25 protein-coding genes are annotated in these 25,138 nt (G+C 71.2%); 16 read left to right on the top strand and 9 right to left on the bottom strand.

What is annotated here, in order from left to right; translation table 11 throughout:
• Positions 1–170: 170 nt before the first annotated feature.
• A complete protein-coding gene (locus tag H0E84_RS14400; RefSeq protein ID WP_180679345.1) occupies positions 171–1,391 on the top strand; it encodes an ISL3 family transposase in 1,221 nt (406 codons plus the stop codon).
• A gap of 58 nt (positions 1,392–1,449) precedes the next feature.
• On the opposite strand, the gene H0E84_RS14395 is transcribed toward H0E84_RS14400, so the two are convergent.
• The 9 genes from H0E84_RS14395 to H0E84_RS14355 all read right to left on the bottom strand — a co-directional run bounded on the left by H0E84_RS14395 (position 1,450) and on the right by H0E84_RS14355 (position 10,700).
• The gene (locus tag H0E84_RS14395) at positions 1,450–2,127 is read right to left on the bottom strand and encodes a YiaD family glycine zipper/OmpA-like lipoprotein (RefSeq protein WP_180679344.1); all 678 of its coding nucleotides are present in this window, start codon (positions 2,125–2,127) and stop codon (positions 1,450–1,452) included.
• Between the two features lie 187 nt (positions 2,128–2,314).
• On the bottom strand, positions 2,315–3,772 hold the full coding sequence (locus tag H0E84_RS14390) for a WS/DGAT/MGAT family O-acyltransferase (RefSeq protein WP_180679343.1): 1,458 nt from the start codon (positions 3,770–3,772) through the stop codon (positions 2,315–2,317).
• A gap of 178 nt (positions 3,773–3,950) precedes the next feature.
• Entirely contained in the window at positions 3,951–5,411 is a 1,461-nt protein-coding gene (locus H0E84_RS14385; protein ID WP_180679342.1) for a cryptochrome/photolyase family protein, read from the bottom strand.
• 185 nt (positions 5,412–5,596) lie between these two features.
• Positions 5,597–6,688: an alanine racemase gene (gene alr / locus H0E84_RS14380; RefSeq protein ID WP_180679341.1), complete on the bottom strand. Its 1,092-nt coding sequence runs from the start codon at positions 6,686–6,688 to the stop codon at positions 5,597–5,599.
• 468 nt (positions 6,689–7,156) lie between these two features.
• Complete coding sequence (locus H0E84_RS14375) at positions 7,157–8,554, bottom strand: replicative DNA helicase (protein WP_180679340.1); 1,398 nt, start codon at positions 8,552–8,554, stop codon at positions 7,157–7,159.
• Positions 8,555–8,826: 272 nt separating this feature from the next.
• On the bottom strand, positions 8,827–9,288 hold the full coding sequence (rplI, locus tag H0E84_RS14370) for a 50S ribosomal protein L9 (protein ID WP_180679339.1): 462 nt from the start codon (positions 9,286–9,288) through the stop codon (positions 8,827–8,829).
• A gap of 190 nt (positions 9,289–9,478) precedes the next feature.
• Positions 9,479–9,709 (bottom strand): 30S ribosomal protein S18, encoded by a 231-nt coding sequence (rpsR, locus tag H0E84_RS14365; RefSeq protein ID WP_096208774.1) that lies wholly within the window; start codon positions 9,707–9,709, stop codon positions 9,479–9,481.
• Positions 9,710–9,736: 27 nt separating this feature from the next.
• Entirely contained in the window at positions 9,737–10,180 is a 444-nt protein-coding gene (gene rpsF / locus H0E84_RS14360) for a 30S ribosomal protein S6 (RefSeq protein ID WP_180679338.1), read from the bottom strand.
• Between the two features lie 178 nt (positions 10,181–10,358).
• Positions 10,359–10,700, bottom strand: a complete 342-nt coding sequence (locus H0E84_RS14355; protein ID WP_180679337.1) for a HesB/IscA family protein — start codon at positions 10,698–10,700, stop codon at positions 10,359–10,361.
• A 134-nt stretch (positions 10,701–10,834) separates the two neighbouring features.
• Here H0E84_RS14355 and asnS point away from each other — a divergent pair, with 134 nt between their 5' ends.
• The 15 genes from asnS to H0E84_RS14280 all read left to right on the top strand — a co-directional run bounded on the left by asnS (position 10,835) and on the right by H0E84_RS14280 (position 24,809).
• Positions 10,835–12,235, top strand: coding sequence for an asparagine--tRNA ligase (gene asnS, locus H0E84_RS14350; protein ID WP_180679336.1), 1,401 nt, complete (start codon positions 10,835–10,837; stop codon positions 12,233–12,235).
• Positions 12,236–12,242: 7 nt separating this feature from the next.
• Positions 12,243–12,542, top strand: a complete 300-nt coding sequence (locus H0E84_RS14345) for a hypothetical protein (protein WP_180679335.1) — start codon at positions 12,243–12,245, stop codon at positions 12,540–12,542.
• Complete coding sequence (locus tag H0E84_RS14340) at positions 12,539–12,868, top strand: hypothetical protein (protein WP_180679334.1); 330 nt, start codon at positions 12,539–12,541, stop codon at positions 12,866–12,868. The genes H0E84_RS14345 and H0E84_RS14340 overlap by 4 nt, the downstream gene beginning before the upstream one ends.
• Positions 12,869–12,879: 11 nt before the next feature.
• Complete coding sequence (locus tag H0E84_RS14335; protein ID WP_180679333.1) at positions 12,880–13,515, top strand: FMN-binding negative transcriptional regulator; 636 nt, start codon at positions 12,880–12,882, stop codon at positions 13,513–13,515.
• Between the two features lie 223 nt (positions 13,516–13,738).
• Positions 13,739–14,524 carry an SDR family oxidoreductase gene (locus tag H0E84_RS14330; RefSeq protein WP_180679332.1) on the top strand — a complete coding sequence of 262 codons (786 nt, stop codon included), beginning with the start codon at positions 13,739–13,741 and terminating at the stop codon, positions 14,522–14,524.
• Positions 14,525–14,679: 155 nt separating this feature from the next.
• A complete protein-coding gene (gene nei, locus H0E84_RS14325) occupies positions 14,680–15,492 on the top strand; it encodes an endonuclease VIII (protein ID WP_180679331.1) in 813 nt (270 codons plus the stop codon).
• A 272-nt stretch (positions 15,493–15,764) separates the two neighbouring features.
• On the top strand, positions 15,765–17,189 hold the full coding sequence (locus H0E84_RS14320) for an aldehyde dehydrogenase (RefSeq protein ID WP_180679330.1): 1,425 nt from the start codon (positions 15,765–15,767) through the stop codon (positions 17,187–17,189).
• Between the two features lie 23 nt (positions 17,190–17,212).
• On the top strand, positions 17,213–17,875 hold the full coding sequence (can, locus tag H0E84_RS14315) for a carbonate dehydratase (protein WP_180679329.1): 663 nt from the start codon (positions 17,213–17,215) through the stop codon (positions 17,873–17,875).
• Between the two features lies 1 nt (position 17,876).
• Positions 17,877–18,326 (top strand): RidA family protein, encoded by a 450-nt coding sequence (locus H0E84_RS14310; RefSeq protein ID WP_180679328.1) that lies wholly within the window; start codon positions 17,877–17,879, stop codon positions 18,324–18,326.
• A gap of 19 nt (positions 18,327–18,345) precedes the next feature.
• Positions 18,346–18,864: a 3-hydroxyanthranilate 3,4-dioxygenase gene (locus H0E84_RS14305; protein ID WP_180679327.1), complete on the top strand. Its 519-nt coding sequence runs from the start codon at positions 18,346–18,348 to the stop codon at positions 18,862–18,864.
• 35 nt (positions 18,865–18,899) lie between these two features.
• Positions 18,900–19,925 (top strand): amidohydrolase family protein, encoded by a 1,026-nt coding sequence (locus tag H0E84_RS14300; protein ID WP_180679326.1) that lies wholly within the window; start codon positions 18,900–18,902, stop codon positions 19,923–19,925.
• A 94-nt stretch (positions 19,926–20,019) separates the two neighbouring features.
• Entirely contained in the window at positions 20,020–21,291 is a 1,272-nt protein-coding gene (kynU, locus tag H0E84_RS14295) for a kynureninase (RefSeq protein ID WP_180679325.1), read from the top strand.
• A 25-nt stretch (positions 21,292–21,316) separates the two neighbouring features.
• Entirely contained in the window at positions 21,317–22,681 is a 1,365-nt protein-coding gene (locus H0E84_RS14290; protein ID WP_180679324.1) for an FAD-dependent oxidoreductase, read from the top strand.
• On the top strand, positions 22,681–24,123 hold the full coding sequence (sbcB, locus tag H0E84_RS14285) for an exodeoxyribonuclease I (protein WP_180679323.1): 1,443 nt from the start codon (positions 22,681–22,683) through the stop codon (positions 24,121–24,123). Before H0E84_RS14290 ends, sbcB begins: the two co-directional genes overlap by 1 nt.
• Entirely contained in the window at positions 24,123–24,809 is a 687-nt protein-coding gene (locus H0E84_RS14280; RefSeq protein ID WP_180679322.1) for a DUF2461 domain-containing protein, read from the top strand. Before sbcB ends, H0E84_RS14280 begins: the two co-directional genes overlap by 1 nt.
• The last annotated feature ends 329 nt before the right edge of the window (positions 24,810–25,138 follow it).

The raw sequence follows: 25,138 nt of genomic DNA, 5'->3' as shown, positions 1-25,138 counted from the left end.
GGCTGCGGAGGATCGGGCTCTCGGACAGCCGGCAGCAATTCGCCTACACTGCATGCGGGCGGGAAATGCGAACAGCAGGTCGAAAAAAAGGTTCTTCTCCCATCTGAGGGAGAGGCGCACGGCCGACCGGGCAGAATTGTTGGTGTCTAGACAACAAACTGGGGCCGGCCGTGGCCGATGGAGATTGTATTGCCCAGCTAGGCGGCTGGGTGGGGTATGGGGTGTCGGGTTGGCGGCATGAGCGTCGGGGCGATCGCCGCTGGCTGGTTGTGGAACTGGAACCTCGAACCGAGGCAGCGCGTCATTGCTCGGGCTGCGGGCAGGCGGTTGCGGCGCTTCACGACCGCAGTGAGCGCCGGATCCGGGACTTGCCAGTGTTCGAGGACCCCGTGGAGCTGGTGGTGCCGCGGTTGCGGCTGGCTTGCCCGGGTTGCGGGCCACGGCTGGAGCAGCTGGACTGGCTGGACCGCCATGCACGAGTCACCCGGAGGCTGGCCGAGAGCGTAGCCCGGCTGTGCGCGGTGACCTCGATCCTGCAGGCGGCGCGCTGGTTCGGGCTGGACTGGAAGACGGTCAAGCGGATCGACTTCCAGCATCTAGAGCGGACGCTGGGACCGATCGACCTGACGGGGGTGACGGTGATTGCGATGGACGAGTTTGCGATCCAGAAGGGCCACCGGTACGCAACCGTGGTAGTGGAACCGGAGCGCAAACGGGTGCTGTGGGTGGGTCGTGGCCGCTCCCGGACTGAGGTGCGGCCCTTCTTCGAGTTGCTCGGGCCGGAAGGTTGCCACGCACTACGCGCGGTGGCGATGGACATGAACACGGCCTACGACCTGGAGGTGAAGCAGCACTGTCCCAATGCCGAGGTGGTCTACGACCTGTTCCACGTCGTGGCCAAGTACGGCCGCGAGGTGATCGACCGGGTGCGGGTAGACGAAGCCAACCGGCTGTGCAACGACAAGCCTGCACGGCAGGTGGTCAAGACCTCACGCTGGCTGCTGCTGCGCAACCGCGAGAACGTCCCGCCCGAGCAGGCAGTGAAGCTGGACGAACTGCTGGCCGCCAACCGCGCCTTGCTGACGGTGTACCTACTCAAGGACGACCTGAAGCAGCTATGGCGCTACCGCAGCGAGGCTTGGGCACGGAAGTTCTGGAAAAGCTGGAAGCGCCGCGCCCTGCGCAGCGGCCTGGAACCGCTCAAGGTCTTCGTCCGCCGGCTGGAGCCGTACTTGCCGGGCATCCTGGCCCACTGCCGTTGGCCTCTAGGCACCAACCTGGTCGAAGGCATCAACAACAGGATCAAGGTCATCAAGCGTGTGGCCTACGGCTACCGCGACGACGCCTACTTCTTCCTGAAGATCCGGGCAGCCTTCCCCGGACTTGGGTGAAGAACCAAAAAAAAGGGCCGCTTGCGCGGCCCCTTCGTGGCTTCGCTGTCTCGCGTGGTCAGGCGCGGACCGGCACCAGGGTGATCTCGACGCGACGGTTCTGCGCGCGCCCGGCATCGGTGCTGTTGTCGGCGATCGGGCGAGTCTTGCCGGCGCCGACCGTGATCATGCGCTGCTGCGAGATGCCCTTGGCACCGAGGTACGCCGCCACGGCCTGCGCGCGGCGCTCCGACAGCTGCTGGTTGTAGCTGTCGCTGCCGACGCTGTCGGTATGGCCGGCGACCTCGATGATCGTCTGGTCGTACTCGCGCAGCGTATTGGCAACGTTGTCCAGCACCGGATGGAACTGCGGCTGGATGCTGGACTGGTCGAAGCCGAAGGTGATGCTGCCCGGCATGTTGAGGGTGATGTTGTCGCCCTGCCGCACCACGTCCACTCCGGTGCCCGCCATCTGGCGGCGCAATTCGGCTTCCTGACGGTCCTGGTAGGCACCCACGGCGCCGCCGGCGAGCGCGCCTGCGCCTGCCCCGACCATGGCGCGCTGGCGGCGCTCGGTGGCGTCGCCGCCGCTGAGCAGGCCGGCCACTGCGCCGATGCCTGCGCCGACCAGGGCCCCGGTGCGGGTGCGGTTGGGATCGTTCGGATCGGTGGTCTGGCCGGTGTAGCTGGCACAACCGCCTGCCAGCAGCACGCTGGCCACTGCGGTGGCGATACCGGCGCGAGTGAAGTTGCGCATCGTCCTCTCCTGTCGATGGCCGGCATGGCCGGCGCGGTGTGAATACGGGAGTAAAGCTAACCACGCCGCGGTCGTAGCAGAGTGACGGATGGCACAACGCGACCCTGCGCGGATACCCCCCATTCAGGAACCGGCGGTCGTCCTGCCGGCCTCCGGCCGGAAGCTGTCGCGCGCAGGACGCTCTGCGCTAGCGCCGATCGTCGAGCAGCGCCTCGGCGGCCTCCGGCGCGAGCGCTGCATCCCAGTCGCCCATCAGCGCCAGGTACAGCAGTTTCTCGAACTCGGGCCGGAACCGCCGGATCACCGCGTCGGGATCGGGAACCAGCCGCGCATCCGCGATGAGCCCGAAATGCACGCGGCCGTTGTAGCTGAGGATCGAGACGCCGATGCCGATCGAGCCGGTCTGCGGCACCCAGAACATCATCTCGCGCACCGCGCATCCGGCCAGATACAGCGGCTGCTGCGGACCGGGCACGTTGGTGGCCACCGCGGTGGCCTTGCGGCTGAGCAGCGCCAAGGCGGCCTCCTGCAGCGGCTGCGGCGCCATCCCCAGCGCCGCAAGAAGTCCATACGCGACAATGGCCTGCTTGGAATTCTTGAGTTTCGACATGCACTCGGACACGCGCGCCAGCCGGCGCACGGGATTGGGCTCCCCCACCGGCAGGTCGAGGAACACCAGGCCGAAGTGGTTGCCCAGCTTGCGCGCGTGCTCGAGCGGGCGCAGGTTCACCGGCACCGTGGCGCGCAGGGTCATCCCTTCGGTGGACTCGCCACGGCCGTGGATGTAGCCGCGCAGGGCGCCGGCGGCAGCGGCCATCAGCACGTCGTTGACGGTGCAGCCGCAGGCGCGGCCGACCGCCTTCACCTCGTCCAGATCCAGCGGCTCGGCCCAGGCCACGCGCTTGCTGTTGCCCAGGCGCCCGCGCAGCAGCGACGGCGGATCGTCCGGGAGCGACAGCGCGGTCAGCAGCTCGCGGGCGATCTCCCCGCCTTCTCGCGCCAGCATCGCGGCCAGGCCCGGATCGCGGTACATCTCGATGCCCTTGCCGAGCGCCCTGCCGCCCAGGCGCCGGTAGCGCTGGATCGCGCCGACCCGGCGCGCCACCTCCTCTCCGTCCCGCCGCAGCCACGCGCGCGACAGGTCCTTCCCGGCCGCGGGGTCGCGCACTGTGTCGGTCAACGAGAGCAGCACCTGCACCAGGGCCATGCCGTCGGCGTAGCAATGATGGATGCGCGCCACCAGCGCCGACCCGGCCCCGTAGCGCTCGACCAGGTGGAACTGCCACAGCGGCCGGCCCTTCTCCAGCGCCGACGAGGCCAGCCGGCTGGCGAAGCGCTCGAGGGCGCCCTTGCCGCCGCGCCCGGGCAGCGTGGCGCCCTGCACGTGCCAGTCGATCTCGAAGCGCGCATCGTCCTGCCAGCAGCAGCCCGTCGCCGCGTCCACCGGCTTCTGCCGGAACCGCGCGTAGGCGAGGAAGCGTTCGGCCACCAGGCGCCGCAGGTCGTCGAGCGCCAGCGGCTCGTCGAGCATGAGCACGCCCGTGATCATCATCGGGTTGCTCGGCTTCTCCATCCGCAGCCACGCGGTATCGACCCGCGACATCGGCTCCCGGCGCGGACGCCGGCGCGTGTTCTCGGTGGCCATCCCAGCTCCCTCGGACCGTGCGCGAGTGAACCACGCGCCCGCAAAGAGCGTCAAACGCGCGGTGCCTCGACGCCGGCCCGCCCGCGCATCCGTAGAGCGGAGCTTGCTCCGCTGCTCCAGGCTCCGGAGCCCGCGCAGCCGAGCAAGCTCGGCTCTACAGGGGTTGGCCGCGCGGCGATCAACCGCGGCGGGCGCGTCCGTTCGGTGCCGCGGGTCCCGGCGCGGCCACGGCCGCATACGCGCGCAGCGCCGCGCGCCTGCCTTCCGCCGGCTCCACCAGTGGCCGCCGCGGGTACTCCGGCGCCGCACGCCGCAGCGCGGCCGGATCCTCCCACGGGGCGTAGCGCAGCGGCAGCGGCAGCGAGCCCAGCTCCGGCAGCCAGCGCGCGATGTAGGCGCCGTCCGGGTCGAAGCGCGCCGCCTGCACCACCGGGTTGAAGACCCGCACATAGGGCGCGGCATCCGCGCCCGTCCCCGCGGTCCATTGCCAGCCGAGGCTGTTGCTGGCCAGGTCGGCGTCCACCAGGGTGTCCCAGAACCAGCGCGCGCCGTGGCGCCAGTGCATGCGCAGGTGCTTGGTGAGGTAGCTGGCGACGATCATGCGGACGCGGTTGTGCATCCACCCGGTCCGCCACAGCTCGCGCATGCCGGCATCGACGATGGGCACGCCGGTGCGCCCGCGCTGCCAGGCGCGCAGGATCCGCGGCTGAGGCGGTGCCCACGGGAAATCGCGGAAGCGCGGGTTGAGGTCCGCGTCCGCGGTGTGCGGGAAGTGATGCAGCACGTGGTGCGCGAACTCGCGCCAGCCGAGCTCGGCGAGGAAACGCTCGACGTCGCCCGCCGGCGCATCCGCGGCGCGGACCGCGGCCGCCACCCGCGCCACCGACACCTCGCCGAAATGAAGATGCGGCGACAGCCGCGACGTGCCGCGGCAACCGGGAACATCGCGCCGCGTACCGTACCCGTGCAGTCCCTGCTCCAGGAACGACGCCAGCGCCGCGCGGGCGCCGGCCTCGCCGGGAGCGAATCGCTGCCAGAATTCCGCGTCCCAGTCGCGGCCGGGCACCAGGTGCAGCGCCTCCAGCGTCACGCCGTGGGGTACGGCGTCCTCGTCGGGCAGCGCGGGCCAGACCGCCGGCGCCTCCCAGAGCCGCGGCTCGCGCCAGCCCGCCAGCGCCGTCCTCCAGTAGGGGGTGAAGACGCGGTACGGATCGCCCTGCCGGGTCCCGACCTGCCAGGGCTCGAACAGCAGGGCGCCGTTGAAGCTTTCCGCACGCACGCCCTGCGCCCGCAGCGCACGCTTGATCCCGGCGTCTCGCGCCTCGACGGCGGGCTCGTAGCGGCGGTTCCAGAACACCGCTTCGGCGTCCGTGGCGGCCAGCAGCGACTGCAGGGTCTGCAGGGTCGGCCCGCGGAAGAGGCGCAGCCGCGAGCCGCGCGTGCGCAACTCGTCGTCCAGTGCCCGCAGCGAACGATGGCGCCATGCATTGGAGGCGTTGCCCGGCGCCCAGCCGCCTTCCTCCTCCGGTGCGTGCACGTGCACCGCCAGCGGAACATAGCCGCCTTCGAGCGCCGCGCGCAGCGCCGGGTTGTCGTCCAGGCGCAGGTCGTCGCGCAACCAGACCAGGGCGATCGCCATCAGCGCGGCGCCACGTTGCCGTCGCCGTGGCGTCCGCGATGGACTCCAGGCCCGCCTGCAGCCGGCAACCGCGCGTTGTCGATCATGCCCAGGGCTCCGAGGGTCGCTGGGCGCGAGGGTAGCGGGCCGCCGCGTTGCCGGCGAGTGAACCGGCCGCGTCCGGCTCCTGGCGTCGCGGCGCGGCCTCAGCCCTCGCGGCGGCGCACGCGGCCGGCGATCCCGCAGGTCAACTGGTAGCCGATGGTGCCGGCCGCGGCCGCCACCGTGTCGACGGGCAACCCCTCGCCCCACAGCACCACCGGGTCGCCGGGGCGGGCATCGGGCTGCGTGCGCAGGTCGATCGCCATCAGGTCCATCGACACGCGGCCGACGGTCGCGGCTTGCCGACCGTTCACCAGGACCGGAGTCCCCGAAGGCGCGTGGCGCGGATAGCCGTCGCCGTAGCCTGCGGCGGCCACGCCCACAGGCATGTCTTCGGGGCATTCCCAGGTGGCCGAGTAGCCGATCCGCTCGCCCCGGGCGATGCGGTTGACGGCGATCAGCCGGGCCGAGAACGTCATGGCCGGGCGCAGCCCGAATTCCGGCCCCGGGCGGCCGGCCACCACCGACATGCCGTACAGCGCGCCGCCCGGCCGCACCCAGTCGGCATGCGCCTGCGGCCAGCCGAGGACGGCGGTGGAATTGGCCAGCGAGCGCGCGCCGGGCAGCCCCGCGGTGGCCTCGGCGAACGTCCGCAGCTGCCTCCGGGTCTGGTCGCAGTTGCGGGTGCCGCTGGCGGCGAACTCGTCGGAGCTGGCGAAGTGGGTCATCAGCACGATCTCGGCCACCTGCGGCAACGCTGCCAGCCGGGCATGCGCGTCGCGCACGTCGGCGGGCGCGAAGCCCAGCCGGTGCATGCCGGAGTCGACCTTGAGCCAGCATCGGATCGGGGCGCCGCCGTCGCACTGCTCCAGCATCTCGAGCTGGCTGGCGTGATGGATCACGCTGTCGGCCCGGAGCTGCCGCAGCTGCGCCAGGTCCTCCGCCGCATCGAAGCCGGACAGCAGCAGCACCGGCTGCGCCAGGCCGAGGGCGCGGATGCGCGCGACATCCTCGAGCGAGGCGACGCCGAAGGCATCGGCATCGGGCAGCGCGCGCACCACGCGCTCCAGTCCATGTCCATAACCGTCGGCCTTCACCATCGCCATCACCCGGCTGCCGGGCGCGCGCCGGCGCACCTCGCCCAGGTTGTGACGGACGGCATCGCTGTGGAAGGTGGCGGTGGTGGCGCGCGGCATGGGGTCGGATTGTATGGCGTGCGGAGCTTGCTCCGCTGCTCCCGGCTCCGGAGCCTGCGCAGCCGAGCGAGCTCGGCTCTACGGGAGGCGGCGGAGCCGTCCCAGCGATTCTCGGATGCCTGGCGGCCCATCCTTCCGGAGCCGGCCATCGCTGCAGCGGGAGCAGTGCCCCGGCACAGCTCACGCCCCGCGCTGCCAGCCGAAGTCGCTCTTCGATAGACGGCAGAACCTTCTATCGAGTTCGGCTATTCGCTGGCGCCGCCCCGTGGCGACGGTGCTGCGACGCCGCCGCGGATGGACCTGCCTGGCGCGGGCGGAGCAACGCCACCGGCGCAGCTCCCGGCCCGCGCGGTCGACCGAAGGTGCTCTTGAGGGTTCGAATCGCCTGCAGGCGATTCGATGGCGCTCCCCGCGGCGACGGTGACGGCTCGCGGCGACGGATGGCCCTGCCCTGCCCGGCGCGGCGCGCTACTCGAAACTGCCGACCGAATCGTGCGCCAGGTTGTCGAAGCGGGTGTACTCGCCGAAGAACTTCAGCTTGAACGAGCCGGTCGGGCCGTTTCGCTGCTTGCCGATGATGATCTCGGCCAGGCCCTTGTCCGGCGAGTTTTCCTTGTTGTAGTACTCGTCGCGGTAGATGAAGACGATCACGTCGGCGTCCTGCTCGATCGCGCCCGACTCGCGCAGGTCGGCCATCACCGGGCGCTTGTCGGTGCGCGACTCCAGCGAGCGGTTGAGCTGCGACAGCGCGATCACCGGCACGTTGAGTTCCTTGGCCAGGCCCTTGAGCGAGCGCGAGATCTCGGAGATTTCGGTGGCGCGGTTCTCGCTGTTGCCCGGCACCGCCATCAGCTGCAGGTAGTCGATCACGATCAGTCCGAGATCGTGCTCGCGCTTGAGCCGCCGCGACTTGGCGCGCAGCACCTCGGGCGACAGCGCCGGGGTGTCGTCGATGAAGATGCGCGTGTCCTTGATCATGCGGATCGCGCTGGTCACCCGGCTCCAGTCCTCGTCCTCGAGCTGGCCGGTACGCAGCCGGGTCGCGTTGATGCGGCCATTGGACGAGATCAGGCGCAGCGCCAGCTGGCTTGCCGACATTTCCATCGAGAACACCGCCACCGCCTTCCTGGTCTTGAGCGCGGCGTACTCGGCGATGTTGAGCGCGAACGTGGTCTTTCCCATCGCCGGGCGCGCCGCCAGGATCAGCAGGTCGGTCGGCTGCAGGCCGGCGGTCATCTGGTCGAACTCGTCGTAGCCGGTCGGCAGCCCGGTGATGCCGCCGCCGTTGGCGTAGCGCGTCTGCAGCACGTCGAACGCCTCGGCCATCGCCTTGTTGACCGGAGTGAAGTCGGTGCGGCCGCGCGCGCCGGCCTCGGCGATGGCGAACACCGCCTGCTCGGCGCTGGCGAGCAGCTCCTGGCTTTCGCGGCCCTCGGGCTGGAAGCCGTCGTTGACGATGCCGGTGCCGACGTCGATCAACTGCCGCAGCACCGCCTTGTCGCGGACGATCTCGGCATAGGCCTTGATGTTCGCGGCCGAGGCCGTAGTGCTGGCCAGTTCCACCAGGTAGGCGCCGCCGGCGACCTGCTCGGCGAGCCCCTGCGATTCGAACCACTCGCCCAGGGTGACCGCGTCGTAGGGCCTGTTCTTCTCCGCCAGCTCGCGGATGGCGCGATAGATCAGCTGGTGGTCGCGGCGGTAGAAGTCGTTGTCGACCAGCATGTCGGCGATGCGGTCGTAGGCGTCCGGCGACAGCATCAGTCCGCCGAGGACCGCCTGTTCCGCCTCCACCGACTGCGGCGGCACGCGCAGCTGCTCGATGCGACTGTCGTGACCGAAGTCGCGGCGCTCTGGACGTGCGGGCATGGGCGGGAACTGCTCCTGCGGTGCGGGCCGTCCGAAGACGGCCAGGTGGCTGCGGTGGGGCATCGTAGGCGGTCCGGCTGTGGGCACGCGATGGAACAAGCTGTGGATAACACCGCTTTCCTATCGCCGCGTCGTCTCAGCGCCTGCGACCCGACCGGCGGCATCGAGCGCGCCGGCCGGGCGCCGGCGGCGAAGCTACGCCCGGCCGGGCGCCGCCGAACGAAAACGGGCGCCTCGCGGCGCCCGTCCGTGGTGCAGCCGGCGTCGCCGGCTCAGATCGCCGCCGCTTCCGGCTCGATCGCGAGCTTGATCGTGGTCTCGACGTCGGCATGCAGGTGCACCAGCACCTCGTACTCGCCGACGTGGCGGAACGGGCCCTCGCCCAGCACCACTTCCGACTTCTCCACCTCGACCCCGGTCTGTGCCGTCAGCGCCTCGGCGATGTCGCGCGGACCGACCGAACCGTACAGCTTGCCCTCGGGCGAAGCGTTGACCTTGATGGCGATGCTGGCGCCCTCCAGCTTGCCCAGGCGGCCCGAGGCCTCCTCGTGGGCCGCCTTGGCCTTGGCCTCGTACTCGGCGCGGCGGCTCTCGAACTCGGCCAGGTTGGCCGCCGTGGCGGGGACCGCCTTGCCCTGCGGCACCAGGTAGTTGCGACCGTAGCCCGGCTTGACCGTGACCTTGTCGCCGAGGTTGCCGAGGTTGGTGATCTTCTGCAGCAAAATCAGTTGCATGGGTATGCTCCGTGTTCGTTAGTGACGCCGCGCCGGCGGGACCGGCGCTGCGCCGCAACTTTCAGCTGTCCGAACGGACGAGAAGCGGGAACCGTGGAGAGGAGCGGGACACGCGGCGGGCACGCACTGCGCGCTCGTCCCGTTTCCCGAACCCGCGGCGGCGTCGCCGCCGCCCACGCGTCCCTGCCCCTCAGACGTTGTGGTTGTCGGTGTAGGGAATCAGCGCCAGGAAGCGGGCGCGCTTGACCGCGGTGGCCAGCTGGCGCTGGTAGCGCGACTTGGTGCCGGTGATGCGGCTGGGAACGATCTTGCCGTTCTCGGTCAGGTTCTGGCGCAGGGTGTTGAGATCCTTGTAGTCGATCTCCTTGACGCCCTCGGCGGTGAACTTGCAGAACTTGCGGCGGCGAAAGAACTTGGACATGGGTGCGCTGCTCCTAGAAGGCTTTGGTCAGGCGGCTTCGGCGGTGTCATCGGCCTTGTCGGCCTGCTCGGACTTCTCGTTGTCGCCCGAGGAACCCTCGTCCCCGTCGCGACGGCGGCGCTCGCCGCGCTCGGGCTTGTCGCCCTTGTCGTCCTTGTTCTTCATGATCAGCGACTGCTCGGTCACCGGCTCGTCGCGGCGGATCACCAGGTGGCGCAGGATCGCGTCGTTGAAGCGGAAGGTGCCGACGAGTTCGTCGAGCACGGCCTGGCCGGCCTCGATGTTGAACATCACGTAGTGGGCCTTGACCAGGTTGTTGATCGGGTAGGCCAGCTGGCGGCGGCCCCAATCCTCGAGCCGGTGGATCTTGCCCTCGCCGCCCTCGATCAGCGTGGTGTAGCGCTCGATCATGGCGGGCACCTGCTCGCTCTGGTCCGGGTGGACCAGGAACACGATTTCGTAGTGACGCATGGGAGTTTCCTTTCGGTTATCGACCGTGCGGGCGCGCCCGCGCGGCTCGGACAGCCCCCCGTCGGCCGGAACCCGGACGCGGTGGGGCAAGGGGCTCGCGGCGGCAGGGCCGCAGCGAGCCGCGCATTATGGCGGATCAAAGACTTGCGGGCAAGCGACCGGACGGTCCGCGGCCCGTTCAGGCGGCGCGGTCGGCCGTGGTGGTGAAGCTCTCGCCGCAGCCGCACTCGGCGGCCACGTTGGGATTGCGGAAGCGGAACTGCTGGTTCAGCCCCTGACGGGCGAAGTCGATCTCGGTGCCGTCCACGAGCGGCGCGCTGTCGGCGTCGACGTAGATGCGGACCCCGTCCTGCTCGCTGATCCGGTCGCCGGGGCGCTCCTCGTGCGCCAGGTCGACCGCGTAGCCCCAGCCCGAGCAGCCGGTGCGTTCGACGCCGAAGCGCAGGCCCAGCGCCCTGGGCGAGGCAGCGAGAAAGCTCTTGACGCGTTCGAGCGCGACGGGGGTGAGACGGATGGCCATGTGCCGATTCTACTCCCTGGGGCGGAATCGAACGATCACGCCACGGGAACGCTCGCGTACCGCAGCCCGGCCGTGCACGACTTGGGTAAACTGCATGGCTCCGATATCCGTTCATCGAACCCGGAATTCAAGGCATGACGACGGTCAGCGTGGCACAGGCGCTCGCGGGCAAGGTCCCCGAGGGCGGCGAGGTAACGGTCCGCGGCTGGGTACGCACCCGCCGCGACTCCAAGGCGGGGCTGAGCTTCGTCAACCTCAGCGATGGCTCCTGTTTCGCGCCGATCCAGATCGTCGCGCCCGACGCGCTGGGCAACTACGAGTCCGAGGTGCGGCGGCTGAGCGCCGGCTGCGCGGTGGTCGCCCGCGGCACCCTGGTGCGCTCGCAGGGCAAGGGCCAGAGCTTCGAGATCCAGGCTGCGGAGGTCGAGGTGGTCGGCTGGGTGGACGATCCCGAGACCTATCCGATCCAGCCCAAGGCGCACTCGCTGGAGTTCCTGCGCGAGGTGGCGCACTTGCGCCCGCGCACCAACCTGTTCGGCGCGGTCACCCGCATCCGCGACTGCCTTGCCAAGGCGGTGCACCGCTATTTCCACGAGCACGGCTACTACTGGATCAGCACGCCGATCATCACCACCTCCGACGCCGAGGGCGCCGGGCAGATGTTCCGGGTCTCCACCCTGGACCTGGCCAACCTGCCACTGGGCGAGGACGGCGCGGTCGACTTCTCGCGCGATTTCTTCGGCTGCGAGGCCTTCCTCACCGTCTCGGGCCAGCTCAACGTCGAGGGCTACTGCCTGGCCCTGAGCAAGGTCTACACGTTCGGGCCGACCTTCCGCGCCGAGAATTCCAACACCACCCGCCATCTGGCCGAGTTCTGGATGGTCGAGCCGGAGATCGCCTTCGCCGACCTGGCCGAGGACGCGCGCGTGGCCGAGGACTTCCTCAAGTACCTGTTCCGCGCCGTGCTCGACGAGCGCGGCGACGACATGGCCTTCATCGCCGAACGCGTGCAGAAGGACGCCATCGCCCGCCTGGAGGGCTTCGTCAATGCGCCGTTCGAGCGCATCGACTACAGCACCGCGGTGGACCTGCTGCAAAAGTCGGGGCAGAAATTCGAGTTCCCGGTCGAATGGGGCCTGGATCTGCAGACCGAGCACGAGCGCTGGCTGACCGAGCAGCACGTCGGCCGCCCGGTCGTGGTCACCGACTACCCCGAGCACATCAAGGCGTTCTACATGCGCCTGAACGACGACGGCCGCACCGTCGCGGCGATGGACGTGCTGGCCCCCGGGATCGGCGAGATCATCGGCGGCAGCCAGCGCGAGGAGCGCCTCGACGTGCTGGACGCGCGCATGGACCAGTTCGGCCTGGACCGCGAGCACTACGGCTGGTACCGCGACTTCCGCCGCTACGGCACCGTGCCGCACGCCGGCTTCGGGCTCGGCTTCGAACGCCTGGTGGTGTACGTGTGCGGGCTGTCGAACATCCGCGACGCCATTCCCTACCCGCGGGCGCCCGGCCACGCCGAGTTCTGAAAGAGCCGTGATCCTGTTCCTCGCCCTCTGCTTCGTCGGCATCGCCATCGGCGGCGCCTGCGCCTTCGTGATCTTCTGGCCGCTGTCGCTGGTGCACCTGCGCGAGCGCGACCCGGCGCTGCGGGCGCGCCTGGGCGATGGCGCGTTCCTGCGCCCCGCGGCGCTGCACTGGCTGCTGTCGGGCGGCTATCGCGAGTCCCGCGACCGCCAGTTCACCGGCCTGGCCACGCCGGCACGGATCGCATTGCTGACCGTGCTGTTCGGGCTGGGCATGGCGGCCCTGCTCTGGCTATGGTGGCTGGCATGAAAGAGCCCCGCGATCCCGCCTCGCCCGCCGTCTACGACGAATGGTGGCTGGCTACCCTGGGCCGCACCGTGGTCTGGGCGCGCCTGCGCATCCGCGCCGGCGGCACCGCCGAGGTCTTCGACAGCGACGGCAACACCCTGAGCTACGACACCGAGGACAGCGCCCGCGGCGCGCTGCTGGACGCCGGGTTCGTGGCGTACGACGGCCTCGACGGCGAGGACGCCCTGGAACGCGGCTTCGCGCTCGACGAACTCGCGCCGCCGCGGGCCGATTCCGACGAGCAGCTGCGGCCGCGGATGATGCAGCGGCTCGGCGGCCGCGCCTGAGCCCGGCACCCGTGTACACACCCCGCGCGTTCGCCGAACCGGACCTGGCGGCGCTGGACCGCCTGCTCAAGGCCGACCCCTTCGCGACCCTGGTCACCACCGCCGCCGACGGGCTGCCGTTCGCCTCGCACCTGCCGGTGCTGTACCGGCGCGACGCGGCCGGCATCCTCGTCGAAGGCCACTGGGCGCGCCCCAACCCGCAGGCCGCCCCCGGGCCGGCGCTACTGATCGTGCACGGCCCGCATGCCTATGTCTCGCCGAACTGGTATCCCGACAAGGAGCCGGCAGCGCGGGTACCGACCTGGAACTACGCCGCCGCGCATCTGTACGGAACGCTCGAGTCCTACGCGGACGACGCCGCGCTGGGAGACCTGGTGCTGCGCCTGAGCGAGCGCTTCGAAGCCCGCGCCGGCAGCGATTGGCGCTTCGATCCCGCCGAGCCGCGATTCGCCGCGCAGCTGCGCGGCATCACCGGCTTCCGCTTCCGGCCGGACCGGATCGAGCTGAAATTCAAGCTGCACCAGAACCACCCGCCGGCGAATCGCGAGGCGGTGGCCGGGGCGCTGGCGACCGCCGGGACCGACGACGCGCGCGCCGTTGCGGCGCTGATGCGCGAGCGCCAGCCCGGCAAGGCACCTCGCCCGTAGAGCGGAGCCTGCTCCGCTGCTTCCGGCTCCGGCCCCGGAGCCCCCCAGCCGAGCAAGCTCGTCTCTACGGGACCGGTCGTGCCTGCGGAGACGGCCAGGCGGGCCGCGGTCCCGCGACCTCGGTACCGTCCGGGGCCGCGCGCCACCACCGGCCTGCTGCCTCGCATCGCGCTGCTAAGCTGTCGCCATCGCCCCGGCGGCACCAAGAAGGCATCGCAACGACATGGACCTGGACCTCTCCGGCAGACATGCGCTGGTATGCGGCGCCTCCGAGGGCATCGGCCGCGCCGCCGCGCACGAGCTTGCCCTGCTCGGCGCCGACATCACGGTGCTGTCGCGGCGCGCCGACGCGCTGCAGGCGGTGGCCGAAGCCCTGCCGCGCCCGCGCGCGCAGCGCCACGGCTGGCTCGCCGCCGACCTCGCCCGCCCCGAGGCCCTGCGCACGCAGGTGGAAGCCCTGGTCGCGGAGCGCCCCGTCCAGATCCTCGTCAACAACACCGGCGGTCCGCCGGGGGGGCCGGCGCACGGCGCCGACGCCGAGGCCTATCTCGAGGCTTTCCGCAGGCACCTGATCGCCGGGCAGACGCTGGTGCAGGCGCTGCTTCCCGGCATGCGCGCGGCGCGCTGGGGCCGCATCGTCAACGTCGTCTCCACCTCGGTGCGCGAGCCGATCCCCGGCCTCGGCGTCTCCAACACGGTGCGCGGCGCGGTGGCCGGCTGGGCCAAGACGCTGTCGCGCGAACTGGCGCCCGAAGGCATCACCGTCAACAACGTGCTGCCCGGGTTCACCGAGACCGGCCGCATCGAGCAGATCGTTCGCGACCGCGCCGGCAAGGAAGGCCGCGACGAGGACGCCGTGCGCGCCGCCATGCAGGCCACCGTCCCCGCCGGCCGCTTCGCGCGCCCGGAAGAGACCGGCGGCGTGATCGCCTTCCTCTGCTCGCCCGCCGCCGCCTACGTGAATGGCGTCAGCCTGGCCGTCGACGGGGGGCGGATGCAGTCGATCTGAAGGCCGGGAATCGGGAATCGGACTAGCCACGAGCGCGCCGTTCCGATCCACCTGTCGCCGATCCGGCCGCCTGTGCTGGAACCGAGCGGGCGCCAGGCGACTCCCGCTCCTTTGCGCCGAATCGATTCCCCTTTCCCGATTCCCGATTCCCGCCCATGCCCGAAGGCCCCGAAATCCGCCGCGCCGCCGATCGTCTTGCCGCCGCGGTGGTGGGGCAGCCGCTGGTGTCGGCGTGGTTCGCGTTCCCGGCGCTGAAGCGCCACCAGCGCGCGCTGCGCGGGCGCCTCGTGGAGGCGATCGAGCCCCGCGGCAAGGCGCTGCTGACCCGTTTCGACCACGGCTGGACGCTGTACACGCACAACCAGCTCTACGGCGTCTGGCGGGTGGCTGCGGCGGGCGAGCGGCCGGACGAGCGTCGCTCGCTGCGCGTGGCGCTGGAAACCGCCGGGCGCGCGATCCTGCTGTACTCGGCATCTGACGTGGCGATGTGGAAGACCGACGCGCTCGCCACCCACCCCTTCCTCGCCCGCATCGGCCCCGACGTCCTGGACGCCTGCCTTTGCGCAGCCGCGGTCGAGGAGCGCCTGCGCGATCCGCGCTTCGCCCGCCGCCGCCTGGCGGGACTGCTGCTGGACCAGGGGTTCCTGGCCGGGATGGGCAACTACCTGCGCGCGGAGGTGCTGTTCGAGGCGGGCATCGATGCCGCGCGCAGGCCGGCGGACCTCGATGCCGAGGCGCTGCGGCGCCTGGCCGCCGCGCTGCTGGCGGTGCCGGCACGCAGCTACCGCACCCGCGGCATCGCGCCGGCTTCCGGGATGCGCGCCGACTACGTCACCGACACTCCGGACGGCTTCCGCTTCCGGGTGTTCGGCCGCGCAGGCCTGCCCTGCGAGGCCTGCACCACGCCGATCGAGCGCCGCGAAGCCGGCGGACGGCGACTGTATTTCTGCCCGCGGTGCCAGAGCTAGGGCATCTTTCCGAGCGTCTCCAGCGCCGCCGTCCCGGCGAAGCGCCTGCCCTCGCCGAAGCCGCAGCAGGATCTGCGCGGGAACGACGGAAACGGGTCCGTCGCCGAAGTTCCGGCACGAAGCGCTCCGGCGTCTGCCCGGATGGCGCTGCCGTCCGGACCGACGCCGTGCACGGACCCGCCGTCGCGCTGGGCAGGTGGGCTGGCCCTGCGTCGGGCGCGCACCCGCGCCTCCACCACAGGCGGCGGCGCCGGCCACGGTAAGATGGCGCGATGCGACGTTTCGGACATTTCATCGACGGCCGGATGCGCGATCCGGCGGGCGGCGGCTGGCTGCCGGTGCACGAGCCGGCGCTCGGCAAGACCTATGCCGAGGTCGCGGACGGCGACGCCACCGACGTCGCTGCCGCGGTCGCCGCGGCCGCCGCGGCGTTCCCGGCATGGTCGGCCCTGCCCAACGACCGGCGCGCGCGCTGGCTGGAGCGGCTGGCCGACGCCCTCGAGGCCAAGGCCGACGATTTCGCCCATGCCGAGGCGCGCGACGGCGGCAAGCCCTACGCCCTGGCGCGCGAGGTCGAGATCCCGCGCGCGGTGGCCAACCTGCGCTTCTTCGCCCACGCCGCCACCCAGTTCGCCAGCGAATCGCACCACGGCCAGGCCGGGCTCAACTACACCCTGCGCGCGCCGCTGGGCGTGGTCGGCACGATCTCGCCCTGGAACCTGCCGCTGTACCTGCTCACCTGGAAGATCGCGCCGGCCCTGGCCGCCGGCAACACCGTGGTCGCCAAGCCTTCGGAGGTGACGCCGGCCAGCGCCGCGCTGCTGGGCGACCTCGCAGCCGCGATCGGCTTGCCGGCCGGCGTGCTCAACCTGGTCCACGGCCGCGGTCCGGGCGCCGGCGAGGCCCTCGTCCGCCACCCCGGCGTGGGCGCGGTCTCCTTCACCGGCAGCACCGCCGTCGGCCAGCGCATCGCCGGGATCGCCGGCCCGCTGCTGAAGAAGGTCTCTCTGGAGCTCGGCGGCAAGAACCCGACCCTGGTGTTCGCCGACAGCGACTGGCGCGCGCAGCTGGACGTGTTGCTGCGCTCGGCGTTCCAGAATTCCGGGCAGATCTGCCTGTGCGGCTCGCGGATCCTGGTCGAGCGGAGCATCTACGAAGCGTTCCGCGACGCCTTCGTCGCGGGCGCGCTGGCGCTGCGGGTCGGCGATCCGATGGACTCGGACGCCCGCCTCGGCCCGCTGGTCTCGCAGGCGCATTTCGACAAGGTGACGGCGGCGATCGCCCGCGCCCGCGACGAGGGCGCCACCGTGCTCTGCGGCGGCGAGGCGCTGCCGCGGCCCGGCTGGTTCGTCGCGCCGACGGTGATCGAGGGCCTGGGGCCCGACTGCGCCACCAATCGCGAGGAGATCTTCGGACCGGTCGTGACCCTGCAGCCGTTCGACGACGACGACCAGGCGCTGGCGCTGGCCAACGCCGGCGACTACGGCCTGGCCGCGTCGGTCTGGACCCGCGACCTGGCGCGCGCTCACCGCATGGGCGCCGAGCTGCGCGCCGGCGTGGTGTGGATCAACACCTGGCTGATGCGCGACCTGCGCACCCCGTTCGGCGGCATGGGCCGCTCCGGGCTCGGCCGCGAGGGCGGCCTGGAAGCGATGCGCTTCTTCACCGAGCCGCGCAACGTCTGCATCGCCACCTGACATTCGCAAAACCAGGAACACCCATGTACCGCCTGCACGAACTGCTCGAACGCAACCGCAACTGGGCCGCGCGCGTCGAGGCCGAGGACCCCGGCTTCTTCGCCCGGCTGTCGCGGATCCAGAAGCCCAAGTACCTGTGGATCGGCTGCTCGGATTCGCGCGTGCCGGCCAACCAGATCATCGACATGAGCCCCGGCGAGGTCTTCGTACACCGCAACGTCGCCAATGTGGTGGTGCATACCGACCTCAACTGCCTGTCGGTGATCCAGTTCGGGATCGACGTGCTGGAGGTGGAGCACATCCTGGTGGTCGGCCACTACGGTTGCGCCGGCGTCGGCGCGGCGCTCGACGGCCGCCGCGTCGGCCTGGCGGACAACTGGATCCGCCACGTCAAGGACGTCAAGCACAAGCACCGCGCCATCATCGAAGCCATCGACGACGAGGAGATCCGCCACGACCGCCTGTGCGAACTCAACGCGCTGGAGCAGATGATCAACGTCTGCGAATCCACCGTGGTCCGCGAGGCCTGGGCGCGCGGCCAGAAGCTGGCGGTGCACGCCTGGGTGTATTCGTTGCGCGACGGCCGGGTGCACGACCTGGGACTCTCCATCGACGGTCCCGGCGCGCTCTCCGCGCAGTACGAGCCCGCCCTCGAGCGGATCCGCGCCGATCGCGAGGACCGCTGAAATGTCCGGTCGCTCGGTGCGCACCGATACCGCCCCGACCCCGGTCGGCAGCTATCCGCACGCCCGGCGGGTCGGCGACCTGCTGTTCCTGTCCGGGATCGGACCGCGCGACCCCGCCACTGGGGCGATCCGCGGCAACGTCAGCGATGCGCAGGGGCGGCTGACCAGCTACGACATCGACGCCCAGGCCCGCACGGTATTCGCCAACGTGCGCGCGGTGCTCGAGGCGAGCGGCGCGCGCTGGGAGGACCTGGTCGACGTCACCGTGTATCTCACCGATATGGCCGAGGACTTCGCCGCCTACAACGCGGTCTGGGCCGAGTACTTTCCCGATCCGGACACCGCCCCCTGCCGCACCACCCTCGGTATCGACGCCCTGCCCACCCCGATCGCGATAGAGTTGAAATGCGTGGCGGCGCTGCCGCCGGACCGCGCCCGATCCGACGATTGATCCAGCGAGGCGAACCGACATGCTCCCGGAACCGATCAACCTGCAGGCCTGGATCGACGAGCACCGGCACCTGCTCAAGCCGCCGGTCGGCAACAAGTGCATCTACGACGGCGACTTCATCGTCATGGTGGTCGGCGGCCCCAACCAGCGCACCGACTACCACTGGGACGAAGGCCCGGAGTGGTTCCACCAGCTCGAGGGCGAGATGACCCTGCGAGTGCAGGAGGACGGCAAGCCGCGCGACATCCCGATCCGCGCCGGCGAGACCTTCCTGCTGCCGCCGCGGATTCCCCACTCTCCGCAGCGCGGACCGGATTCGGTCGGCCTGGTGATCGAACGCAAGCGCCTGCCGCACGAGCAGGACGGCCTGATGTGGTATTGCGAGCGCTGCAACCACAAGCTCTACGAGGAGTTCTTCGCGCTGGAGAACATCGAGCAGGACCTGCCCCCGGTGTTCGACCGCTTCTATGCCTCGGTCGAGCGCCGTACCTGCGACGCGTGCGGACACTTGAACCCGGCGCCGGCGAAGTACGGCTGAACCGCTCCGCCGGCCCGCTCCGGTAGAATGACGGCGTGCTCAAGATCGACATCCACGCCCACTACCTGCCCCGCGAGTGGCCGGACCTGGCCGCCAAGTACGGCGATGCGCGCTTTCCGGTGATCCACCACACCAGCGACGGCCGCCACCGCATCTACAAGGACGGGCGCTTCTTCCGCGAGATCTGGTCGAAGACCTGGGACGCGCAGGAGCGGATCGACGACTACGCCCGGTTCGGCGTGCAGGTGCAGGTGATCAGCACCGTGCCGGTGATGTTCAGCTACTGGGCCAAGGCCAACCAGGCGCTGGAGCTGCACCAGGCGCTCAACGACCACATGGCGCGGACCTGCCGCGATCACCCGCGCCACTACGCCGGCATCGGGACCGTCCCGCTGCAGTCGCCGCGGCTGGCGATCCAGGAGCTGGAGCGCTGCATGGACCAGCTCGGCCTGCAGGGGGTGCAGATCGGCTCGCACATCCAGCGTTCGGCCGACGAGCACTGGAACCTCGACGCGCCGGAGCTGTTCCCGTTCTTCGAGGCCGCCGCCGACCTCGGCGCCGCGGTGCTGGTCCACCCCTGGGACATGATGGGCAGCGACAGCATGCCCAAGTACTGGCTGCCCTGGCTGGTCGGCATGCCGGCCGAGCAGTCGCGTGCCGCCTGCTGCCTGGTGTTCGGCGGGGTGCTGGAGCGGCTGCCGAAGCTGAAGATCTGCATGGCCCACGGCGGCGGCAGCTTCCCCTACACCATCGGCCGCATCGAGCACGGCTTCCGGATGCGCCCGGACCTGGTCGCCACCGACAACCCCGGCAACCCGCGCGGTTATCTCAAGCAGCTGTACTTCGATTCCTGGGTGGCCGACCCGCGCGCGCTGCGCTACCTGCTCGAGACCTGCGGCACGGAGCGGGTCATGCTCGGCACCGACTATCCGTTCCCGCTCGGAGAACAGACCCCGGGCGCCGGCATCGCCGAGCTCGACCTCGACCCCGCCGCCCAGGCGCGCCTGTACCACGGCACCGCGCTGGAGTGGCTGGACCTGCCGCTGTCGCGATTCTCATGACCGCAGCCGCCTCCCGCGCCGGGCGCCGCGCGCGCCCACCGGCATCCGCTTCTCTTGCGGGCGCGCCGGCCTTCGCCCCCGATCCCGGACCGCCATGACCGACCCCTGCTCCATCGACCACGCGCACGCCCTCGACCGCGCCGATCCGCTGCGCGCGCTGCGCGCGCAGTTTCACGTGCCGCTGCACGACGGCGCCGAGCAGGCCTACTTCTGCGGCAACTCGCTGGGCCTGCAGCCCCGCGGCGCACGCGCCTACGTCGAGGAGGTGCTGGACAAGTGGGCGATGGAGGCCGTCGAGGGCCACTTCCGCGGCCATGCCCAGTGGATGCCGTACCACGAACTGGTCTGCGAGGCCCTGGCCGGGGTGGTCGGCGCGCAGCCGGCCGAGGTGGTGGCGATGAACTCGCTCACCGCCAACCTGCACCTGATGCTGGTCAGCTTCTACCGGCCCACCCGCGAGCGCCCGGCGATCCTGATGGAGGCCGGCGCGTTCCCCTCCGACCGCCACGCCGTGGAATCGCAGCTGCGCTTCCACGGCTTCGACCCGGCCACCGATCTGATCGAGCTGGAGGCCGACGAGCCCACCGGCACGATCTCGATGGCGGCGATCGAACGCGCCGTCGCCGAACACGGTCCGCGCCTTGCGCTGGTGCTCTGGCCCGGAGTGCAGTACCGCACCGGCCAGGCCTTCGACCTTGCGGAGATCGCCCGGCTCGGCCACGCCGCCGGCGCGGTGGTCGGCTTCGACCTGGCCCACGCCGCCGGCAACCTGCCGCTGGCGCTGCACGACTGCGGCGCCGACTTCGCGGTCTGGTGCCACTACAAGTACATGAACTCCGGCCCGGGCGCCGTGGCGGGGTGTTTCGTCCACGCGCGCCACGCCCGCACCGACCGGCCGCGGTTCGCCGGCTGGTGGGGCCACGAGAAGGCCACCCGTTTCCGCATGGGCCCGGAGTTCGTGCCCACGCCCGGGGCCGAGGGCTGGCAGCTGAGCAACCCGCCGATCCTGGCGATGGCGCCCCTGCGCGCCTCGCTCGAGCTGTTCGGCCAGGCCGGGATGCCGGCGCTGCGCGAGAAGTCGCTGCGCCTGACCGGTTACCTGGAGACGCTGATCGGGGCGCGCCTGTCGCGCGTGCTGGAGATCGCCACCCCGCGCGAGCCGGAACGCCGTGGCTGCCAGCTGTCGCTGCGGGTGCGCGAGGGCCGCGATGCCGGCCGCGCCCTGTTCGACTACCTGTCGGCCAACGGCGTGATCGGCGATTGGCGCGAGCCGGACGTGATCCGCATCGCGCCGGCGCCCCTCTACAACAACCACGACGACGTGCTGCGTTTCGTCCGCACGGTCGAGGCCTGGGCGTCGGCATGAGCCGGATGCCGACGGAAGGCGCCCCATGAGCGCCGCGCAGCCGCGTCCCCTGACGATCGTCGGCGCCGGCCTGGCCGGTGCGCTGCTGGCGATCCTGCTGGCGCGCGACGGCCGTCGCGTCGACGTCTACGAAAAGCGCGGCGATCCGCGCCTGCGCGGCTACGGCGGCGGGCGCTCGATCAACCTGGCCCTGGCCGAGCGCGGGCGCCACGCGCTGGAGCAGGCCGGCGCCGAGGCCGCGGTGATGCGCCAGGCGGTGATGATGCGCGGCCGGATGGTGCATTTCGCCGACGGCAGCCTGCAGCTGCAACGCTACGGCCGCGACGATTCGGAGGTGATCTGGTCGGTGCACCGCGGCGACCTCAACCTCACCCTGATCGGGCTGGCCGAGGCGGCTGGCGCACGCCTGCACTTCGACCGCCGCCTCGACGCGGTGGATTTCGACGCCCGCAGCGCGCGCTTCGTCGACGATCGCGACGGCAGCGCCGAGCAGGTGGATTTCGCCGCGCTGGTGGGCGCCGACGGCGCGGGATCGGCGGTGCGCGCGGCGATGCAGCGGGTCGCCGACCTCGGCGAACGTGTGGAGCCGCTGGATCACGGCTACCGCGAGCTCGAGATTCCCCCGGCGGACGACGGCGGCTTCCGCATCGAGCCCAACGCCCTGCACATCTGGCCGCGCGGCGACTACATGTGCATCGCCCTGCCCAACGACGAGCGCACCTTCACCGTCACCCTGTTCATGCCCAACCGCGGCAATCCCGGCTTCGATACCGTGCGCACTCCGGCGCAGGCGCGGGCGCTGTTCGCGCGCGACTTCGCCGATGCGCTGCCGCTGATCCCTGGCCTCGAGGCCGACTGGGCCGCCAACCCGGCCGGCATGCTCGCCACCCTCTACCTGGAGCGCTGGCACCTCGACGGCCGCGCGGTGCTGATCGGCGACGCCGCGCACGCCATGGTGCCGTTCCACGGCCAGGGCATGAACTGCGCGTTCGAGGATTGCGTGGAACTGGCGCGCGGGCTGCGCGACGAGGCGCCGCTGGAGGAGGTGTTCGCCGGCTTCCAGGCGGCAAGGCAGCCGAACGCACTGGCGATCCAGCACATGGCGCTGGAGAACTACCGCGAGATGCGCGACCGCGTCGACGACAGCGACTACCTGCTGCAGCGCGCGCTCGAACTGGAGCTGCAGCAGCGGCATCCGGACCGCTTCGTTCCTCGCTACGCCATGGTCAGCTTCATGCGCATCCCCTACGCGGTCGCGCTCGAACGCAGCCGGCTCCAGCACGCGCTCCTGGAGCGGGCCACCCGCGGCCTCGACGATCTGGAGCAAGTCGATCGCGGCGCCCTCGACGCCGAGGTCCGCGCGCAGCTGGCGCCGCTGGAGGACTTCTGATGGCCGCCAGCTTCCTGTTCTACGACCTGGAGACCTTCGGCAGCGACCCACGCCGCACCCGCATCGCGCAGTTCGCCGCCATCCGCACCGACGAAGCGCTGAAGGAGCTGGAAGCGCCGATCGAGTTCATGGTGCGCCCCGCCGACGACCTGCTGCCGACGCCGGCCGCCAGCATGGTGACGGGCATCGCACCGCAGGACGCCCTGCGCGACGGGATCGGCGAGGCCGAGGCCTTCGCCCGCATCCACGAAGCGATGTCGCGGCCGCGTACCTGCAGCGTCGGCTACAACTCGCTGCGCTTCGACGACGAATTCGTCCGCTGCGGGCTGTACCGGAACTTCTACGATCCCTACGAACGGGAGTGGCGCGGCGGCAATTCGCGCTGGGACCTGCTGGACGTCATGCGCCTGGCCTACGCGCTGCGCCCCGACGGCGTGGCCTGGCCCAGACGCGAGGACGGCGCCTGCTCGTTCAAGCTCGAACACCTGGCCACGGTGAACGGCGTGCGCACCGGCGACGCCCACGAGGCGCTGTCCGACGTGCGCGCGCTGATCGGCCTGGCGCGGCGCCTGCGCATGGCGCAGCCGCGCCTGTGGGACTATGCGCTGCGGCTGCGCGACAAGCGCCACGCCGCCGGCCTGCTCGACATCATCGCCATGGAGCCGGCGCTGCACGTCTCGCAGCGCTACCCGGCCACGCGCATGTGCGCGGCACCGGTGCTGCCGCTGGCGCGCCACCCGCGCATCGACAGCCGGGTGATCGTGTTCGACCTCGGCACCGATCCGGGGCCGCTGCTCGACCTGGAACCGGAGGAGATCGCGGACCGCCTCTATACCCCGGCCGCGGACCTGCCGCCCGGCGAGTCGCGCGTCGCCCTGAAGGAAATCCACCTCAACCGCTGCCCCGCCGTGGTGGCCTGGCACCATCTCACCCATGCCGACATCGACCGCCTGGGCATCGACCGCGGCCAGGTGATGGAGCGGGCGGCGCTGCTGCGCGAGGTGGGGCCGGCGCTGGCCGAGAAGGTCCGCAGCGTCTATGCCAGGGAGGCTGCGCGCGAGCCGGCGGACGCAGACGCCGCGCTCTACGACGGCTTCATCGGCGACGCCGACCGCCGCCGCATGGCGGAGGTGCGCGGCACGCCGCCCGCGGCGCTGGGCACGCGCGCGTTCGGGTTCCAGGACGCGCGCCTGCCGGAACTGCTGTTCCGCTATCGCGCCCGCAACTGGCCGCACACCCTCGACGCCGCCGAGCGCGAGCGCTGGGACGCCTACCGGCGCCGGCGCCTGGCGGAGGGCACGGAACTGTCCGAGCTGTCGCTGCCGGAGTTCTTCGGCGAGATCATCGCGCTGCGCGCCACCAATTCCGGCGACGGTGCACGCCTGGCGCTGCTCGACCGTCTCGAGGCCTGGGGGCGCAGGCTCGCCGCGGAGCTCGGTTGATGACGACCTATTTCACCGAACGCTCGTTCCGTTTCCTGCGCGCGCTGGCGCGGCACAACGAGCGCGCCTGGTTCCAGGCCCACAAGCCGGACTACGAGGCGCACGTGCGCGAGCCGTTCCGTCGCCTGCTGGTCGATCTGCAGCCCGACCTGCTGTCGGTCAGCGCGCACTACCGGTCGGACCCGAAGCCGGTCGGCGGCTCCCTGTTCCGCATCCATCGCGATACCCGCTTCGCCAACGACAAGACGCCCTACAAGACCTGGCAGGGCGCCCGCCTGTTCCACGAGCGCAGTCGCGAGACCGCGGCGCCGTCGTGGTACCTGCATCTCCAGCCCGGCGCCTGCTTCATCGCCGCCGGCATCTGGCACCCGGAGCCGCCGGTGCTGCGTCGGATCCGCCAGTTCGTCGTCGACAACCCGGCCGGCTGGGCGCGCGCCGCGCACGCGCGCGCGTTCGGCCGCCGCTACCGGCTCTCGGAGGGCGAGATGCTGGTGCGCGCGCCGCGCGGATTCGATGCGGATTTCGAGTACATCGACGATCTGCGCCGCCGCAACTTCGTCGCCCTGCGCGACATCGACGACGCCACCATGACCGGTCCTCGCCTGCGCAGCGTGCTGGCGCGCGACCTGAAGGCGATGGCGCCGTTCATGGACTACCTCTGCGCGGCGCTCGACCTCGAATTCTGAGTGTCGCTTCGAAACCAAGGCGGTGGGTTCGTGGGCTTCGGAGCCAGCGGCGCCCGGGCCGGGATATGCTCCCCGGCTCGGTCGGGCCATCCATGGCCCGACTCGCCGCCGCAGACCATCCATGGTCTGCTGTCCGCATATGCCCGGCCCGGGCGCCGCACCGGTCATTTGCTTTCGGATGCTCGGTAGAGCATTCCTCCGAAGCCCACCAACGTTCAAGCGGGAGCCGTGCCGGGGGTGTTGCGGAGAGCAGACCATGGATGGTCTGCGGCCCTGAGTCCGGCCATGGATGGCCGGACCGAAGGGCGGAGCAACACCCCCGGCGCGGC

Source organism: Luteimonas salinisoli, from assembly GCF_013425525.1.
Lineage (GTDB): Bacteria > Pseudomonadota > Gammaproteobacteria > Xanthomonadales > Xanthomonadaceae > Luteimonas > Luteimonas salinisoli.
This window is presented reverse-complemented; position numbering and strand designations above follow the sequence as displayed.